Annotated in this window: 13 protein-coding genes and 2 pseudogenes; 9 read left to right on the plus strand and 6 right to left on the minus strand. The window is 72.8% G+C overall.

The window, feature by feature from the left end; genetic code table 11:
• The first annotated feature begins 8 nt into the window (after window positions 1–8).
• Window positions 9–1,277 carry a lycopene cyclase family protein gene (locus tag D452_RS0102875; protein ID WP_017542649.1) on the plus strand — a complete coding sequence of 423 codons (1,269 nt, stop codon included), beginning with the start codon at window positions 9–11 and terminating at the stop codon, window positions 1,275–1,277.
• A 483-nt stretch (window positions 1,278–1,760) separates the two neighbouring features.
• Here D452_RS0102875 and D452_RS31205 read toward each other — a convergent pair.
• Window positions 1,761–1,913: pseudogene (locus tag D452_RS31205) on the minus strand (MerR family DNA-binding transcriptional regulator); the annotation flags it as partial.
• A 93-nt stretch (window positions 1,914–2,006) separates the two neighbouring features.
• On the opposite strand from D452_RS31205, the gene D452_RS0102880 reads away from it, so the two are divergent.
• The 3 genes from D452_RS0102880 to D452_RS0102890 all read left to right on the plus strand — a co-directional run bounded on the left by D452_RS0102880 (window position 2,007) and on the right by D452_RS0102890 (window position 6,372).
• Window positions 2,007–2,621, plus strand: a complete 615-nt coding sequence (locus D452_RS0102880) for a DUF4383 domain-containing protein (protein ID WP_017542650.1) — start codon at window positions 2,007–2,009, stop codon at window positions 2,619–2,621.
• Window positions 2,618–4,105, plus strand: coding sequence for an SDR family oxidoreductase (locus D452_RS0102885; RefSeq protein ID WP_017542651.1), 1,488 nt, complete (start codon window positions 2,618–2,620; stop codon window positions 4,103–4,105). Before D452_RS0102880 ends, D452_RS0102885 begins: the two co-directional genes overlap by 4 nt.
• A gap of 140 nt (window positions 4,106–4,245) precedes the next feature.
• On the plus strand, window positions 4,246–6,372 hold the full coding sequence (locus tag D452_RS0102890) for an MMPL family transporter (RefSeq protein ID WP_026128918.1): 2,127 nt from the start codon (window positions 4,246–4,248) through the stop codon (window positions 6,370–6,372).
• Here D452_RS0102890 and D452_RS0102895 read toward each other — a convergent pair.
• Both D452_RS0102895 and D452_RS0102900 read right to left on the minus strand, forming a co-directional pair.
• Entirely contained in the window at window positions 6,369–7,154 is a 786-nt protein-coding gene (locus D452_RS0102895; RefSeq protein WP_017542653.1) for an aminotransferase class IV family protein, read from the minus strand. The genes D452_RS0102890 and D452_RS0102895 overlap by 4 nt on opposite strands.
• A 67-nt stretch (window positions 7,155–7,221) precedes the next feature.
• Window positions 7,222–7,944, minus strand: coding sequence for a GntR family transcriptional regulator (locus tag D452_RS0102900; RefSeq protein WP_017542654.1), 723 nt, complete (start codon window positions 7,942–7,944; stop codon window positions 7,222–7,224).
• A gap of 183 nt (window positions 7,945–8,127) precedes the next feature.
• Here D452_RS0102900 and D452_RS27605 point away from each other — a divergent pair.
• From D452_RS27605 to D452_RS0102925, 5 genes and pseudogenes are all read left to right on the plus strand, one after another.
• Window positions 8,128–9,398: pseudogene (locus D452_RS27605) on the plus strand (NRAMP family divalent metal transporter).
• A 124-nt stretch (window positions 9,399–9,522) separates the two neighbouring features.
• On the plus strand, window positions 9,523–10,296 hold the full coding sequence (locus D452_RS0102910) for a LamB/YcsF family protein (RefSeq protein WP_017542656.1): 774 nt from the start codon (window positions 9,523–9,525) through the stop codon (window positions 10,294–10,296).
• 28 nt (window positions 10,297–10,324) lie between these two features.
• Window positions 10,325–10,936 carry a 5-oxoprolinase subunit B family protein gene (locus tag D452_RS0102915; protein WP_026128919.1) on the plus strand — a complete coding sequence of 204 codons (612 nt, stop codon included), beginning with the start codon at window positions 10,325–10,327 and terminating at the stop codon, window positions 10,934–10,936.
• A gap of 5 nt (window positions 10,937–10,941) precedes the next feature.
• The gene (locus D452_RS0102920) at window positions 10,942–11,910 is read left to right on the plus strand and encodes a 5-oxoprolinase subunit C family protein (protein ID WP_394297081.1); all 969 of its coding nucleotides are present in this window, start codon (window positions 10,942–10,944) and stop codon (window positions 11,908–11,910) included.
• Between the two features lie 35 nt (window positions 11,911–11,945).
• Entirely contained in the window at window positions 11,946–12,761 is an 816-nt protein-coding gene (locus D452_RS0102925; protein WP_017542659.1) for a putative hydro-lyase, read from the plus strand.
• A gap of 190 nt (window positions 12,762–12,951) precedes the next feature.
• On the opposite strand, the gene D452_RS0102930 is transcribed toward D452_RS0102925, so the two are convergent.
• The 3 genes from D452_RS0102930 to D452_RS0102940 form a co-directional block, all read right to left on the minus strand.
• Window positions 12,952–13,581, minus strand: coding sequence for a hypothetical protein (locus D452_RS0102930; RefSeq protein ID WP_017542660.1), 630 nt, complete (start codon window positions 13,579–13,581; stop codon window positions 12,952–12,954).
• Window positions 13,582–13,910: 329 nt separating this feature from the next.
• Window positions 13,911–16,142: a glycoside hydrolase family 3 C-terminal domain-containing protein gene (locus tag D452_RS0102935; protein WP_017542661.1), complete on the minus strand. Its 2,232-nt coding sequence runs from the start codon at window positions 16,140–16,142 to the stop codon at window positions 13,911–13,913.
• Window positions 16,139–16,777, minus strand: coding sequence for a TetR/AcrR family transcriptional regulator (locus D452_RS0102940; protein ID WP_017542662.1), 639 nt, complete (start codon window positions 16,775–16,777; stop codon window positions 16,139–16,141). The genes D452_RS0102935 and D452_RS0102940 overlap by 4 nt, the downstream gene beginning before the upstream one ends.
• Window positions 16,778–17,121 lie beyond the last annotated feature (344 nt).

Genomic DNA, 17,121 nt, shown 5'->3' on the forward strand with positions numbered 1-17,121 from the left:
CTGGGGGGATGGCCGACTACGACGTGGTGATCATCGGAGCGGGGGCCGCAGGGCTCACCCTGGCTCATCGGATCGGGCAAATCAACGATCGGCGCGACCCGCCGCTGAGGACGGCGGTCCTGGAGCCTCCCTCCGGCCCGCACACCCCGCCCCCTCGGACCTGGTGCTACTGGGAGTCCGGCCCGGGGCGCTGGGACCACCTGCTCGCCGCATCGTGGGCGGACCTGTCGGTCATCGGCCCGGACGGAGGGGAACACCGTTCCTCGGCGGGTCCCTACGTCTACAAGATGCTGCGCTCCGCCGACCTGGACGCGCACGTGCGCTCATCGGCGAGCGACGGGGTCGAGTTCCTGCCGCTGCTCGCGCACGACACTGAGGACGGTCCCGAGCACGCCACCGTCCGGGCGCTCGCACCCGGAGGGGACCAGGTGGACCTCACCGCCCGCTGGGTCTTCGACTCACGCCCGCCCGGTCCGCCCCGGGGAGGGCGCACCCACCTCCTCCAGCACTTCCGTGGATGGTTCGTCCGCCTGCCGGAGGACACCCTGGACCCCTTCGCCGCCGTGCTCATGGACCTGCGCCCGCCCCAGCCCCGCCACGGCGTGGCCTTCGGCTACGTGCTTCCGCTCTCCGGCCGGGAGGCCCTGGTCGAGTACACCGAGTTCGGCCGCGCCGCGCTCACCACCGACCAGTACGAGCGGGCCCTCACGGACTACTGCGAGATGAGTGGGTTCCACGGGTTCGAGGTCACCGCGTCCGAGCAGGGCGCCATCCCCATGACCGACGCGCGACTGCCCGCCAGGGTCGGTCGGCGGCTGTTCCGGATCGGCGCGGCCGGGGGCGCCACGCGTCCCTCCACCGGATACACCTTCAGTGGTACGGCCCGCCAGACCGCCGCGATCGCGCGGGCCCTGGAACTGCGCCGCGTTCCGGTGCCACCGGCACCCCATCACTCCCGGCACCTGGCCATGGACGCGGTCATGCTGCGGGCCCTGGACAGCGGCCGGGTGTCCGGAGCGGACTTCTTCGCCCGGCTCTTCGCCGCCAACCGGCTCGGAGACGTGCTCGCCTTCCTGGACGGGGACTCGCTTCCGGTGCGCGAGTTCGCGATGGGGCTGACCACCCCGGTCGGGGCGATGTCCTTGAGCACCGCCGACCACCTCTGGCACACGTTGCGCTCGGTGGTCCCCGACCCGTCGCGCTGGAGCCCGGCCCGGTGGGGGATTCCGGCCCAGTGGTGGAACCCGGCCCGGCGGCCCCGGGGGGTCAGTCGCTGAGCATCCGCAGACCCTCCGCCAGGGAACCCGGGTGCAGTCCGCGAACCGCAGGGCCTCCCCGGCATCGAGCCGGCCGGGACCGGCGGCGCGGACGCCCGGCGCAGCACCGAGGACACGCTCCACGAGAGCAGGTGCTCCACCTCCACGTAGCGCTGGGTCGCCTCCCAGCGGCGGCCCCATGCCGTACAGCAGGGGCATCGCCAGGTCCTCCGAGGTGGCGACGGTCCCGTTGCGTTCCACTGCGGTCTGGAGAAGACGGTCGACCAGATCCGAGTCCATGCGTATGGCGGCCCGGGCCAGGCCCTGGGGCGTCGGGGTGTGTTCGTGCCCGCCCGCGGGTACGGCCACCGTAGACAGGGAAACGGGGCCGCCCGGGGAGGCGGCACGCGGCTCCGGGACGGTCGCGGTGCGGGTCGTGGAGTCGATCCGCCGCGCGGCCTCGGCGGAGGGGACGCCCTCGCCGACCTGGCGGCACAGTTCGAGGAGACGGGCGGTGTCGGCGGGTGAGTACCGCCGGTGACCGCCCGGACCGCGCACACGCGGACCGATCCCGTAACGCCGGTCCCAGCTGCGCAGGGCGGACGGCGCGACCCCGAGGAGCCGGGCGGCGGCGCCCGGGCCGGGGGCGTCGGTCATGGCACCCCCGCACGTTGCACAAGCGGTGCGACTTCTGACGCGGGCCGCTGACCTCTGACTCTGGAACCTGAGAGCACCGAAAGGGGCGACGACATGGATCTGGACACCACGCGCCGGGCGGACCGGCGGTTGGATCACGTCTACCGGATCGGGGCCGGGCTCACCGGACTGGTCCTGGTGGGCTTCGGCAGCGCGGGCATGATGATCAGACTTCCGCTGTTCGACACGCAGGGTGAGGTGGTCGCGGGGCTGTCCACGAACGGCGCGCTCAGCTTCCTGTCCATCGCGTTCGGCTCGCTTCTGGTGGGCGCGGCGATCCTGGGCGGCAAGTTCGCGTCGACGGTGTGCGTCACGGTCGGTGGGGCCTTCCTGGTCAGCGGCCTGGTGAACCTGATCCTGATGAGCACCGACTTCAACATCCTGGCCTTCAGCGTCCCCAACGTGATCTTCAGTTACGTGGTGGGTCTGGTCCTGATCACCTTCGGTATGTACGGCCGGTTCACCGGGAACCTCCCGGCGGACAACCCGTTCCGGCGGTACCGGCACCCGGGCGAGGGGACCGGCGAGGACGGTGTGGACGCCGAGCGCCCGCGTCAGAGGGCGGAGGACGCGGCCGGTGCCTCGGCCGACGAAGGCACCGCCCACGGAGTGCCCGGTCCGCGATCCGCGCGTGAACGCGAGGACAGCCCCGAGGAGCGTCGAGGATGAGCGCGCCCAAGGGACGGCTGGCCCTGGTGACCGGGGCCAGCGGCTACATCGGCGGACGGCTCGTCCCCCAACTCCTGGACGCCGGGTACCGGGTCCGCTGTCTGGCGCGCACGCCTGAGAAGCTGCGCGACCAACCGTGGCGCGACCGGGTGGAGGTGGTCCGGGGCGACGTGGTCTCGGGTGAGGGGTTGGCCGAGGCGCTGTCCGGCGCGGACGTGGCCTACTACCTGGTGCACTCCATGAGCGGCGGCAGCGACTTCGTGCGTACCGACGCCGAAGGGGCGCGGCGCTTCGCGGAGGCGGCCGGGCGGGTCGGGACGGGCCGGATCGTCTACCTCGGGGGCCTGGCCCCGGAGGGCACGGAACTGTCGGAGCACATGGCCTCCCGGGAGGAGGTCGGACGCATCCTCCTGGAGGCGCCGGTGCCCGCAGTGGTGCTGAGGGCCGCCGTCATCCTGGGGTCGGGGTCGGCGTCCTTCGAGATGCTCCGCCACCTGACGGAACGGCTCCCGGCGATGACCACGCCCCGGTGGGTGCGCAGCCGGGTGCAGCCGATCGCCGTGCGGGACGTGCTCCGGCTGCTGGTGCGCGCGGACGAGCTCCCCGCCGGGGTCAACCGCACCTTCGACATCGGTGGGCCGGAGGTGCTCAGCTACGCCGAGATGATCCAACGGTTCGCCGCCGTGGCGGGGCTGGCCAAGAGGCTGATCGTCCCGGTTCCCGTGCTGTCCCCGGGGCTGTCGAGCCTGTGGGTCGGCCTCATCACGCCGGTGCCGCCTTCCGTGGCCCGGCCGCTGGTGGAGTCGTTGCGGCACGACGCGGTGATGGCGGAGAACGACCTGGCGCGCGAGCTGCCGGACGAACGGCGGATCGGGTTCGACGAGGCGGTGCGCCTGGCGCTGCGGCGGATCGACGAGGACCGCGTGGACACGCGCTGGTCCTCCGCGGCCTGGCCCAGCGCCCCCTCCGACCCGTTGCCCACCGACCCCGACTGGGCCGGAGGCAGCCTGTACACGGACCGGCGGGCCCGGTACGTGGACGGATCCCCGGAGAGCCTGTGGCGGGTGATCGAGGGCATCGGGGGCGATCGCGGCTGGTACTCGTGGCCGCTGGCCTGGGCGGCCAGGGGATGGATCGACCTCGCCGTGGGCGGGGTGGGGCCCCGGCGCGGGCGACGCGACCCCGAACGCCTGCGGGTGGGCGACTCCCTGGACTTCTGGCGAGTGGAGGAGATCGTCCCCGGTGAGCTGCTGCGATTGCGCGCGGAGATGCGCCTGCCCGGCCCCGCCTGGCTGGAACTGCGTGTGGCGCGCCTGGAGGGGCGCACGGTCTACTGCCAGCGTGCCCTGTTCCATCCGAGGGGGCTCGCCGGCCACCTGTACTGGAAGGCGGTCACGCCCTTCCACGGAATCGTCTTCGGCTCGATGGCGGGCAACATCGCGGCCCGCGCGGAGGACGAGGCCGAGGTGACGTCCGGGACCTGAGCCCCGATGGAGGAGCACCGCCGGGGTGCGCTACCTTGTGGGAAGAATTAGCTAGGAATCCGAGAGGCTCGGTTTCCGAGTCATTTGGACAAGTTGGGGCCGCGCGTCCACTGGACGCGGGCCCGGAAGGACTTCCCACGTTGCCGACACGACACGAACCCCCGGCCAGACGATCCCGTTGGTGGGTCGGCGCCGCTCTCCTGGTCAGCTTGGTGTGGCTGCTCGGAGCGGGCCCGCTCGGCGCCTTCCTCGGCCGACTCGGCGAGGTGCAGACCAACGACCCCGGCGCCTTCCTGCCGGTCGGGGCCGAGTCCACCGAGGCCGGTGAGCTGGCCGAGGAGTTCGACCGCGGCGACACCGTCCCGGCGATCGTGGTCCTGTCCGCCGACCAGGAGCTCACCGAGACCCAGCTCACCCACGTGGGCGCCCTCGGGGAGCGGATCGGAGACCAGCCGTGGGTCTCCGGCGCGGTCGTGGGTCCCGTGCCCGGCACCGAGGACCCCTCCGTAGCCCAGCTGATCGTGCCGATCGGCTCGGAGAACGACACCGGCGACTCCGTGACCGAGCTCCGGGGACTCCTGGCCGACCACTCCCCGGACGGAGTCCAGGCGCAGGTCACCGGGCCCGCGGGCTACGCGGCCGACCTCGTGGCGGCCTTCGGCGGCATCGACTCCACCCTGCTCGTCGTGGCTGTCGTCGCGGTCCTGGTCATCCTTGTGGCGGTCTACCGGTCGCCGCTGCTGCCGGTCCTGGTGATCCTCGCCTCGCTCCTGGCCCTCGGGCTGTCGGGAGCGCTGGTCTACGCGGCGGCCGACGCCGGGCTGGTCAGCCTCAACGGCCAGAGCCAGGGCATCCTGTTCATCCTCGTCGTGGGCGCCTGCACCGACTACGCGCTGCTGCTGGTCGCCCGCTACCGCGAGGAGCTGGCCGCCCGGGAGCGGGTGCCCGACGCGGTGCTCGCCGCGGTCCGGGGGGTCACCGGCCCGGTCCTGGCCTCCGGCGGAACCGTGATCCTCGGCGTACTCTGCCTGCTCGCCGCAGACCTCGCCTCCACTCGCAGCCTCGGCCCGGTCGTCGCCCTGGGGGTGGCCGCCGCGATGCTCGCCGCCATGACCTTCCTCCCCGCCGCCCTCGCGCTGTGCGGTCGCGCCGCCTTCTGGCCCAGCGCCCCGCACCGCACCCGCGAGGAGTCCGGGAACACCACCGACGAGGTCCTGCGCCAGCACCCGTTCTGGGGGCGGATCGCCGCCACGGTCTCCCGCCGCCCGCGCGCCTACTGGCTGGGCACCGCCGCCCTGCTGCTCGCGGCGGCCGTGTTCGCGCCGCAGTTCAGCGCGCAGGGCACCGGCCAGGCGGAGGTCTTCCGCACCGAGGTCGAGGCCGTGGACGGCCAGGAGACCCTGACCCGGGGATTCGGAGCCGACTCCAGCGCCGCGCCCGCCCTCGTGGTAGCCAAGGAGAGCCGCTTGGACGAGGTGGTCGCCGCGGCCGAGCGGATCCCACAGGTGGAGGGGGCGGCCCCGGTCACCGAACCCGGTCCGCCCGGCGCGGAGGCCGCGCCCCTGGTGGAGGAGGGCCGGGTCCTGGTCGAGGTGGTGCTGTCCGCCGACCCGGAGTCACCGGAGGCGGTGGAGGCCGTCCGCGACCTGCGCGTGGAACTGGACACGGTCGAGGGGGCCGACGCACTGGTGGGCGGGGTGAGCGCCACCGACCTCGACACCCTGGAGACCGCGCAGCGGGACTTCGTGGTGGTCGTCCCACTGGTGACGCTGGTGGTCTTCCTGGTGCTGATCCCGCTGCTGCGGTCGCTGGTGGCGCCGCTGCTCCTGATGGCGGCCAACGTGCTCTCGTTCGCCGCCGCCCTGGGCGTGGGCACCCTGGTGTTCGACCACGTCCTCGGGCTACCGGGAGCCGACCCGGTCGTGCCGCTCTTCGCCTTCGTCTTCCTGGTGGCGCTGGGGATCGACTACAGCATCTTCCTGATGTCCCGCGCACGTGAGGAGACCCTCGCGCACGGGCACCGGGAGGGGGTCCTGCGGGCGCTCACGGTGACCGGCGGGGTGATCACCTCGGCCGGGGTGGTGTTGGCGGCCACCTTCGCCGCGCTGGCCGTGATCCCGCTGCTGTTCCTGTTGCAGCTGGCCTTCCTGGTCGCCTTCGGTGTGCTGGTGGACGCCCTGCTGGTGCGGACGCTGCTCGTGCCCGCCCTCTCCCTCGACGTGGGCCCGCGCCTGTGGTGGCCGGGCCGCGCGGCCCGGACCCGCTAGAGCGGGTCGCCGGGCAGCTCCTGGTAGGCCCGGGCGATCCTTTCGGAAAGCCCGGGCCGGGGCAGGGCGGCCCCGTCGATCGAGGCCACCGGACGCACCCCGGTGGCGGCGTTGGTGACGAAGGCCCCGTCCATCCTGGTGGCCGCGACGGCGGCCAGGGGGCGGGTGGAGACCGGGACCCCGAGCGACCCGGCGACCCGGGTGACCAGACGGGCCGTCACCCCCTCCAGGCAGGGCGCCTGGGGCCAGACCAGCCCCTCGCCGTCCAGGAAGCCGATGTTCCAGGTCGGGCCCTCGGAGACGCGGCCGTCCACCCCCATGAAGAGGGCGTCGTCCAGTCCGTCCAGCTGGGCGGCACGCCGCTGCCGGATCACCCCGAACAGCCCGGTGCCCTTGATCGTCGGGGCGTCCCGGGAGAACTCGCGCGTACCGAGGTGGACCGGTGGCGGGACGGGCGCCGGCGCGGGGCGCGTGGAGACCAGGATCTGGGGCATGGCCCGCGCGGCGGGGCGGCCCAGGTCGAGCTCCGGGTCGTGGACGGTCACCCGCACCACGCACGGCGAGGGGTGGGCGCGGGCGGAGCGGCGGGCGAGTTCACGGACGCGCGGGACGTCGAGTTCGGCGCCGAAGAGGGCCGCACAGTCCCGCGTGAGCCGTTCCATGTGCAGGTCGAGTCCGCGCACCCGCAGGTCGGTGACGAGCATGGTCGTGAAGTGCCCGTAGCCGTACAGGGCGAGGCCTGAGAGTTCTCCCGTGCTGACGGGGCGTCCGTTCAGTTCCATTACGGGGCCCATTCTGGCACTTCGGGACCTCTGGCAGGGGTGGTTCCCGCAGCTCCGCGCGCCGCTCTCAGGCCTGCGGATTCGGGCTCCGGGACCCCGCCTCCATCTCGGTGAACGCGGTCACCAACTGCTCCTCGGAGGTGTCCAGGTACGCCCCGAGTTCGGTGGCGGCGGTGTCGGCGTTGCCGTCGGCCAGCGCCAGGTGGATGCGCCGGTTCCACTTGAGGTAGGGGTCGTGGAACTCGCGGGGCGCCGCCATCACGTGGAAGACCAGACGGGTCTCGGCCAGGACCTGGCGCATGAACTCGTTGACCCGGGCGCTCCTCGCCAGGGCCGCGAGCGCCTCGTGGAAGCGCATGTTCGCGCTGCCCATCCGCCACCAGTCCTCCCGGGTCCGGGCCCGCTCGCCCTCGTCGACGGCGGTGCCCACGGCCCGCACCAGGTCGGCGGGGGCCTGGGCGGCCCCTCGCACGGCGGGAAGTTCCAGGGACCGGCGCGCATTGAACAAGTCGCGGACGTCGTCGCTGGTGGGACGGCTGACGAACACCCCGCGGTGCATGTGGTGCACGAGCAGGCGTTCGTGGCTCAGGAGTCGGAAGGCCTCGCGCAGGGTGTTGCGGGAGACCTCGTACTTGCGGCTGAGCTTCTCCTCGGACAGACGCACGCCGGGGGCCAGTTCGCCGTCGATGACGAAGGTGCGGAGGAGGTCGGCGACGCGCTCCGCCTGACTGGTCGGCCGAACCAGAGCGGGTGCGGGCAACCGGTCGATGTGGTCCTCTGTCGCCGTCACGTGAGCCCTCCGCCTGTCTCGTGCGCCCACACCGGAGACGGGGTGGTCCCACCAATGTTACGTACCGGGGGTTCGCGATTTTACTTATCCGTGCCTTACTTGAGGTGCGGGATTGCAGTATTGTTCAACAATCCAACAATGAGGTTGGCGTCACAACCCTCCCGGACACCTGGAGAGTCAGCCATGGGCGAAATGCCCCCCGCACCGCAGCAGAAGGTGCGTCCGAGGCTTGGCAGAGTCACTCTGAGCAGCGGTCTCCTCGGAGCCATGTTCCTGATGGCCACCAGCGCCATCGGTCCCGGGTTCATCACCCAGACCACGACCTTCACGGCCCAGCTCGGCGCCGCGTTCGCCTTCGCGATCCTCGTGTCGATCCTGGTCGACATCGCCGTGCAGCTGAACATCTGGCGCGTCATCGGCGTCTCCAACATGCGCGCCCAGGACCTGGCCAACAAGGTCCTTCCGGGGGCTGGTTACCTGCTCGCCGTCCTCATCGTCTTCGGCGGCCTGATCTTCAACGTCGGCAACATCGCCGGTACCGGCCTGGGCCTCGACGCCATGATCGGGCTCGACCCGCGCGTCGGCGCGGCGATCTCCGCTCTCGTCGCCATCGTCATCCTGGGCGTCAAGCGGCTCGGCGTGGCCCTGGACCGCATCCTCGTGGTCCTCGGCGTCATGATGATCGCCCTCACCGCCTACGTGGCCTTCGTGTCCAGCCCGCCCGTGGGCGACGCCCTGCGCCAGTCGGTCCTGCCCGAGGCGGGCAGCAGCGACCTCTTCCTCGCCACCATCACCATCATCGGCGGCACCGTGGGCGGCTACATCACCTACGCGGGCGCCCACCGACTCATCGAGAACGGCATGGGCGGCCGCGAGAACATCGCCGCCATCACCCAGACCTCCGTCACCGGCATCATCGTCACCGGTCTGATGCGCGTCCTCCTCTTCCTCGCCATCCTGGGCGTGGTCGCCGGAGGCGTCGCCATCATGGACGCGCCCAACCCCTCCGCCGAGGCCTTCTACCAGGCCGCCGGAGAGGTCGGCATGCGACTGTTCGGCATGATCATGTGGGCGGCCGCCGTCAGCTCCGTGATCGGCGCCTCCTACACCTCCATCTCCTTCGTCACCACGTTCTCGCCGTGGCTGGAGCGGCACAAGGGCAAGCTGGTCACCGGCTTCATCGGTATCTCCCTGGCGATCTACCTGGTCTCCGGGCAGGCGCCGGGAACCCTGCTGGTCATGGCGGGCGCCCTCAACGGCGTCATCCTGCCGGTCGGTCTCGGCCTTCTGCTGTGGGTGGCCGCCCGCCACTCGAAGACCCTGCTCAACGGCTAACCCCACCCCCNGGCTACCGCTACCCGCGCTGGCTGCTGGTCGTCGGTGTCGCCGCCTGGCTGCTCACCGTCTACATGGCGGTCAACGCCCTGGGCGGCATCGCCGCGCTCTGGCAGTAGCAGGCACCGTTCCGGAGCGGCGACCACCGCTCCGGGGCCCGGAACACCGCCCCTCGGGCACAGTGGTGTCGGCGCCACCGCGCGTGGCGTCGGCACCAGGGGGTACGAGAACTAGGAGGAGCACGTGCGCATCGACCTCAACTCCGACCTCGGCGAGAGCTTCGGCCGCTGGGACCTCGGGGACGACCAGGCGCTGCTGTCCATCGTGACCAGCGCCAACGTGGCCTGCGGATTCCACGCCGGAGACCCGTCGGTCCTGCGGCGGACCACGGCCGAGGCCGCGGCGCGCGGGGTCGCCGTCGGCGGTCACGTGGCCTACCGGGACCTGGCCGGGTTCGGGCGTCGCTTCGTGGACGTTCCGCCCGCCGAACTCACCGACGAGGTGCTGTACCAGCTCGGCGCGCTGTCGGCCTTCACCTCGCTGACCGGCGACCGTATCCGCTACGTCAAGCCGCACGGTGCCCTGTACAACGCGATCGTCCACCACGAGGAGCAGGCCGCGGCGGTCGTCGAGGCCGTCCGCTCCTTCGACCCGGACCTGCCGGTCCTCGGCCTGCCCGGGTCGAGCTTCCTGGAACAGGCCGAGAGGGCGGGGCTGTCCACGTACCGCGAAGCCTTCGCCGACCGCGCGTACACGCCGGACGGCACCCTGGTCTCGCGCCGCGAACCCGGCGCCGTCCTGCACGACCCCGAGGCCATCGCCGCCCGCTGCCTGCGCATCGCCCGGGGCGAACCCGTCAAGGCGGTGGACGGCACCGAGATCCTCGTGCGGGCCGACTCCCTGTGTGTGCACGGCGACAGCCCCGGAGCGGTGGACATCGCCCGCGCCGTGTCCGAGCTGCTGCGCTCCGAGGGCGTGACCATCGCGTCCTTCGCCGGTTCCGCCCAGTCCGACTGACCGAGCCCGTCCCGATTTGGAGTCGTCCGTGCGCGTCCTGAAGTGCGCAGACACCGGGGTCCTGGTGGAGGTCGCCGACCTCTCCCAGGTGATCGCCCTCGGCGCAGCCCTGGAGGCGGAACCGCTGCCAGGCGTCGCCGACGTCGTCCCGGCCGCCCGTACCGTCCTGCTGCGGCTGGAGCCCGGCACCGACCCGGCGCACGTCGCCGAGGCCGTCACCGGACTGACCCTGACGGCCGGAGTGAGCCGTGGGGTGGGGGAGACCGTCACCATCCCCGTCCACTACGACGGGGAGGACCTCGACGACATCGCCGAGCTCACCGGCCTCAGCCCGCTCGAGGTGGTGCGCGCCCACACCGCCGCGACGTGGACGGTCGCGTTCTGCGGGTTCGCGCCCGGCTTCGGCTACATGGTCGGCGACGACCCGCGCCTGCACGTGCCCCGCCGGGGCGAGGCCCGCACCCGCGTCCCCAAGGGCTCCGTGGCCCTGGCGGGGGAGTTCACGGGCGTGTACCCGCGCAGCTCACCCGGTGGCTGGCAGCTGCTCGGCCGGACCGACGCCGTGGTCTGGGACCTGGACCGCGACCCGCCCGGCCTGTTGCGCCCCGGCGTCCGCGTGCGCTTCGAGGAGGTCTCGTGAACCCCGTGACCACCGACGACACCGCCTCCGTGCGCGAGGACACGGGCCACGCCGTGCCCGCGCCCTCCGCCGGGGCGGGAGCCCGGGAGCACGCAGCCCGGACGGCGGGCCGCGCGTCCGGTGCGGCCCTGGAGATCCTGGCCACCGGGCCGATGACCACCGTCCAGGACGCGGGTCGCTTCGGCCACGCCGCCCTGGGCGTCGGTCGCTCCGGCGCCGCCGACGCCGCCTCCTACGCCCTCGCCAACCGGCTCCTGGCCAACCCCGAGGGCGCCGCCGCCCTGGAGGTCACCCTCGGCGGCCTGCGGGTGCGCGCGCACGGGGCGGTCACGGTCACGGTGACCGGTGCGGAGGCCCCCGTCCGCGTGGACGGGCGCGGAGCGGCGGTCAACGAGATCCTGCACCTGCCGGACGGGGCCGAACTCACTCTGGGCGTCCCCGCTCGCGGGCTGCGGTCCTACCTGGCCGTGCGCGGGGGAGTGGCGGTGCCGCCCGTCCTCGGCTCGCGTAGCACCGACGTGCTCGCCGGGCTCGGCCCCGCGCTCCCCGGCGCCGGTGACCTGCTGCCGGTCGGCCCCGCCCCGGTCGCCCTGCCCCACCTGGACCACGCGCCGGTCCGGCCCGTCGGCGGCGACGTGGTCGACCTCCGCGTCGACCTCGGCCCGCGCGAGGACTGGTTCACCGACCAGGCCGTCTCGGCCCTGCTCTCCGGGGAGTACGAGGTGACCTCCCGGAGTGACAGGGTCGGCGCCCGGCTGGCCGGACCGGTCCTGGAACGCTCCCGCGAGGGTGAGCTCCCCAGCGAGGGCATGGTCGCCGGGTCGCTCCAGGTGCCCCCTGGCGGCGAGCCGGTGCTCTTCCTCGCCGACCACCCCGTGACCGGCGGATACCCGGTGATCGCTGTGGTGCGCTCCGCCGACCTGCCCAAGGCCGCCCAGGCACGCCCGGGTACCCGGATCCGCTTCGTCCTGTGAACACCACGCCCAGTGAAGAGAGAGGCCTGGAAACTATGAACCCCGAACCCGACCGCACCGGCCCCGACGGTCCGGCCCCGGCCGACCTCTCTCCCGCTCGGGCCCGGGCGCTGTTCCGGGGCGGGCTGCGCGTGCCCACCTCCGGCTACAGCCCCGGGTACGCGCAGGCCAACCTGATCTCGCTCCCGCGTGACCTCGCGTTCGACTTCCTGCTGTTCGCCCAGCGCAACCCCAAGGCCTGCCCGGTCCTGGACGTGACCGAGCCCGGCGAGGTGTCGGCCTCGGTGTTCGACGGTGACCTTCGCACGGACCTGCCGGCCTACCGCGTGTACCGCCACGGCGAGTTCGTGGAGGAGCGCACCGACGTCACCGACCTGTGGCGCGACGACCTGGTGTCCTTCCTCATCGGGTGCAGCTTCACCTTCGAGACCCCGCTGCTGGAGGCGGGGGTGCCGGTCCGCCACATCGAGACCGGTGGCAACGTGGCCATGTACCGGACCAACCGGGAGTGCCGCCCGGCCGGTCGCTTCTCGGGACCCCTGGTGGTGTCCATGCGCCCGATCCCGGCTGGTCAGGTCGCCGACGCCGTGCGGATCACCTCGCGCTACCCGGCCGTGCACGGGGCCCCGGTGCACGTGGGCGACCCCGCCGCGCTGGGCATCACCGACCTGGACCGACCGGACTACGGCGACCCCGTGGAGGTCCGGGAGGGGGAGGTGCCGGTGTTCTGGGCCTGCGGTGTCACCCCGCAGGCGGCGGTGACGGCCTCCGCCCCCGAGTTCGCCATCGGGCACGCCCCGGGCCACATGGCCGTCACCGACGTCCGGGACACCGCCTACCAGGTGCCCTGACCCGGGGCCCACCGAGCGGAGACGGTCGGCTGCCAGGACGCGCGGCCGACCCTCGCGCGTCTCCAAGGCGTCCGTCCGGGTACCCGGTAGCCGGACGCGTGCTCGGGGTTGGCGCCGCCGGAACGGCTGTGGGCCGAGCGCGCGGGGAAGCGCGGCCCACCGAGGCCGCCTCGGACGTGCGCCCGCGAGGTCAGGACCTCTTCGCCCGCGTGGCCCCCTGGCGCAACCCCAGACTCCGCAGTTCCAGCGCGGCCAGTCCGGCCACCGCCGCCCGGTCGTTCCCCTGCCAGGCTCCGGCCGGGTCGTCGTGCACCCGCAGGAGCTTCGTGGCGGAGGCCGACGTCAGGGCCCGAAGCGCGAGGAGCCGGGTCCGGGCCTCCGGAGCCAGCCGGTCGAGCCGCCTCGTGTCGGTGGCCCGGCCGATCCACCGGGCCCGCATGGGCAGCCAGGTCGCGGCGATGAGAAACAGCGGGAGGACCGCCACGAGCATCGGGAGGGTGACCGCGAGCGAGGCCACGGTCTCCTGGAAGGAGTCCCCCGCCTCGCCCAGGGTCGCGCCGGTCTCGCTGAGGTTCACGAAGGGCGTGGCCAGGGCCTCCCCGGCGAGCGGGACCTGCCGGACGTTCTCGGCGGCGGTGCTCATGTGCTCGGTGAACCCCTCCCCGGTGCTGGACATCAGCTCTCCGGGGCGGTTCAGGGAGGGGATGACCTCGCGCAGGGTCAGGGCGGCGTGCACCCACACGACCACCCAGACCAGGGCGAACAGGTCCGAGATCAGCTGGAGACTGGCGCGCACGGGGGTGTCGGCGTACAGCTTCAAGGGGAACTCCTGGGGGGTGAGGAGGGTAGGGGTGGGGGTTGGGCCCACGCCTGCCCGTTACCCGTTTTCCCTCCGTGCGCACCCTCCCCCTCGCCCGCTCGGCACGGGGATGATGGGCATCGAGACGGTGTTCGTCCTCTCCGCGCCGGTGGGCAGGGTCTTCGGTCCCGGCTTCGGGTTCCCCCTCGGCGGCATCTCGCTGTTCGCTTCTGCTCTGCTTCGCCGGTGTGGGGCCGTGGCCGCCGTTCCGGGGCCGTGCTCGCCGCCCTGCGCCGAGCCTTACGCAGGGCGGCCGTTCGCCTTCACCGGCCCTCGGCGATCCGGGGGCCTCAGCCGGTGATCTCGCCGCGGCCGATGGCCGCCTGTCTCCGGGCCTCAACGTCGTCCACCAGCAGGTCCAGCATCTCCTCGGTGACTCCCAGACCGAAGGTCCGCAGCGTGAGGATCGGCAGGGACCCGGCCATCTCCAACATTTCCGGGGGGAGGTCGTCGAGTCCGGGGAACCCGGCGATGATCTCCTCCATGACGGGACCGCCGACGGCGTGGGAGCGCCACTCGCCCACGGTGCAGTGCTTGGTCAGCGGGCGCACGTACCGATCACCCCCGGTGGTGATCTCCCCGCGCAGCGGAAGGTCACGGGAGGACGCTCCGACGGCGACGGTGTAGGTGCCCGCGGCCAGGGACCAGCGCTGGTCCCTCGGGTCCCAGACGGACAGGTCCCGGCCGGTCAGCGGGAGGTCGACCCGGGTGCTTCCACCGGGCTCCAGCGCCACCTTCGCGAACCCGCGCAGTTCGTGCCGGGGCCGGGTCGGGAGGTCCTGTTCGACCCCCCCGTACAGCTGGGCGACCTCCTGACCTGCCCGTTCCCCGGTGTTGGTCACGGTGAACGACACCGTCCACGCGCCGTCGCCGTTCGGGACGACCTCCAGCTCCGAGTAGGAGAAGGTCGTGTAGGTGAGGCCGTGCCCGAAGGGGTAGGCGACCGGGACGTCCAGGGTGTCGAAGTGGCGGTAGCCGACGAAGACGCCCTCGCCGTGGCGGACCACACCGTGCTCGCCGGGGAAGTTGAGGTAGGTGGCGTGGTCGCTCAGCCGGACGGGGATCGTCTCGGTGAGCCGACCGGAGGGGGAGACGACCCCGGTGAGCACGTCCACGACGGCCGCCCCGCCCGCCTGGCCCAGGAGCCAGCCCTCCACCACCGCGTCGGCCTGGTCCCGCCACTCGGCCACCGACACCACACCACCGTTGGACAGCACGACCACCACCCGCTCACTGACCTCGCGCACCCGGGCGAGAAGCTCCAGCTGCGGCGCGGGCAGGCTGATCGTGGTCCGGTCGTAGCCCTCGGACTCGTCGGCGTCCGGCAGCCCGAGGAAGAGCACCGCCGTGTCGGCCGCGCTCGCCGCCGCCACGGCCTCCTCGATCAGCGCCGGGTCGGCCGTCCCGTCCAGGGTGAACCCGGCGGCGAACCGCACGTCCCCCAGCGCGCGCTCGAACCCCTCCAACGCCGCGTGCACCCTGGTCGGCACCACGCGGGAAGAGCCGCCGCCCTGGTACCGGGGTGTCCGGGCGAACTCGCCGATCACCGCCACCGAACGGTCCGTCGCCAGCGGCAGGACGCCGCCCTCGTTCTTCAACAGCACCAGCGCCTCACGGGCGGCCTCCCGCGCCAGCGCGTCGTTGGCCTCGTGCTCCAGCGGGCGCGAGGTGTCGGCGGACACCCGCTCCTGCAACCGCCTCAGCCGCTCCACCACGGTGTCCAGAACGGACTCGTCCAGCTCGCCGCGTTCCACCGCCTCCACCACCGCCTGGTCGGTCCCGCTGGGCGGCATCTCCAGGTCGAGACCCGCGCGCACCGCCGCCACCCGGTCCACGACCGCGCCCCAGTCGGAGACCACCACGCCCTCGAACCCCCACTCCCCGCGCAGCAGATCGGTGAGCAGCCACGGGTCCTGGCTGGTGTGCACGCCGTTGAGCCGGTTGTAGGAACACATCACCATGGCGGGCGCGGCCGTACGGACGACCTCCTCGAACGCGGACAGGTAGACCTCCCGCAGGGTGCGGTCGTCCACCTCGGCGCTGACCCGGTGCCGGTCCGTCTCCTGATTGTTGGCGGCGAAGTGCTTCACGCACGCGCCGACCCCCTGCGACTGGACGCCCTCCACCAGGGCGGCGGCGATGCGCGCCGTGACGTGCGGGTCCTCGGAGACGTACTCGAAGTTGCGGCCGCACAGGGGCGACCGCTTGATGTTCATGCCCGGGCCCAGGACCACGTCCACTCCCTGCGCGCTGGCCTCCCCGCCCAGCGCCGCCCCGACCCTGCGCACGAGGTCGGGGTTCCAGGTCGCGCCCAGGCCCACGGCGGGCGGGAAACACGTGGCCGGGACGCTGCCGCCGATGCCGAGGTGGTCGCCCTCGTCGGGCTGGTGCCGCAGCCCGTGCGGGCCGTCCGCCAGGTGCAGGGGGCGCAGCACGCCCTCCAGGCCGGTGCTGTGCCAGGTGTCGGAGCCGGAGGTGGCCGAGGCCTTCGCCGCGAGGCCGGGGCGTGGTTGGTTGCTCATGTTGGCCTGTCTCCCGTGGGGTCGGTGCTGCTCGTGGGGGTCGGATCGGCAACGGCGATCCCGAGGTCCCTGAGGAAGGAGGTGACCACGGTTCGCATGTCGACGGAGTCCGGGTCGAGGAGCCACTGGACCTGGAGTCCGTCCTGGAGGGCGAGGAACTGTTGGGCCGCGATCCCCGGGGAGGGGTGCGGCCGGTCGCCGAGGAGCCCGGCGAAGGCGGCGGTGAGGTGTTGGCGCAGGACGCGGTACCTGCGCACGAAGTACTCGTGGGCGGGGTGCGCGGGGTCGGTGGCCTCGGCCGACAGGTTCACGTAGAGCGAGACCAGGCCGGGCGTACCCGAGTTGCGTTCCACGATCCGTACGATGTTGTCGATGAGCTCGCGGTGGCTCAGGTGCTCGCCGAGGACCAGCGGGGCGTCGGCCTCGTCACGCCTGCTCAGGACGTGTATGAGCATGGCTTCCTTGTTGGGGAAGTGGTGCAGTGCGCCCGCGTGGGTGATGCCCGCGTGCGCCGCGATGTCGCGCAGCGACACCGCACGGTAGCCTGACCGCGAGAACAGCTCCGAGGCGGAGTCGATGATGCGCTGTCGGGTGCGCTCGCCCTTGCTCGGCCGGGTGGGGTCTGCGTCCGCCACTGGCGGTCTCCTCGCGGTTGGTCGCGCCACGGTGCGCCGTGACGGCGAAGGCCCTGGTCGCTCCGAGACTACGGTCGGGCCCCTCGTTCCTCCGGCACGCGTCCACCGAGCCGCGCCGTGCGGGGTGCAGAATCTACCAGTTGGTTAATTTGTGTCACAAGACACATGAGGGTGTCGTTCTGGTCGACGCGATCCCCGCACACACAGCCCCGTCGCTCCGAACGTGTGCCATGGACCGCCGGGGAACGATGCGCATCCGGAGAGCGCACCTGTGGCGCGTCTCCGCGGGCAGGGGAGGCCGGGGCCCGGTCGCCCCCCCCGAAAGGGGGCGAACCGGACGACGG

Origin of the sequence: Nocardiopsis prasina DSM 43845, assembly GCF_000341265.1 — a bacterium.
GTDB lineage: Bacteria > Actinomycetota > Actinomycetes > Streptosporangiales > Streptosporangiaceae > Nocardiopsis > Nocardiopsis prasina.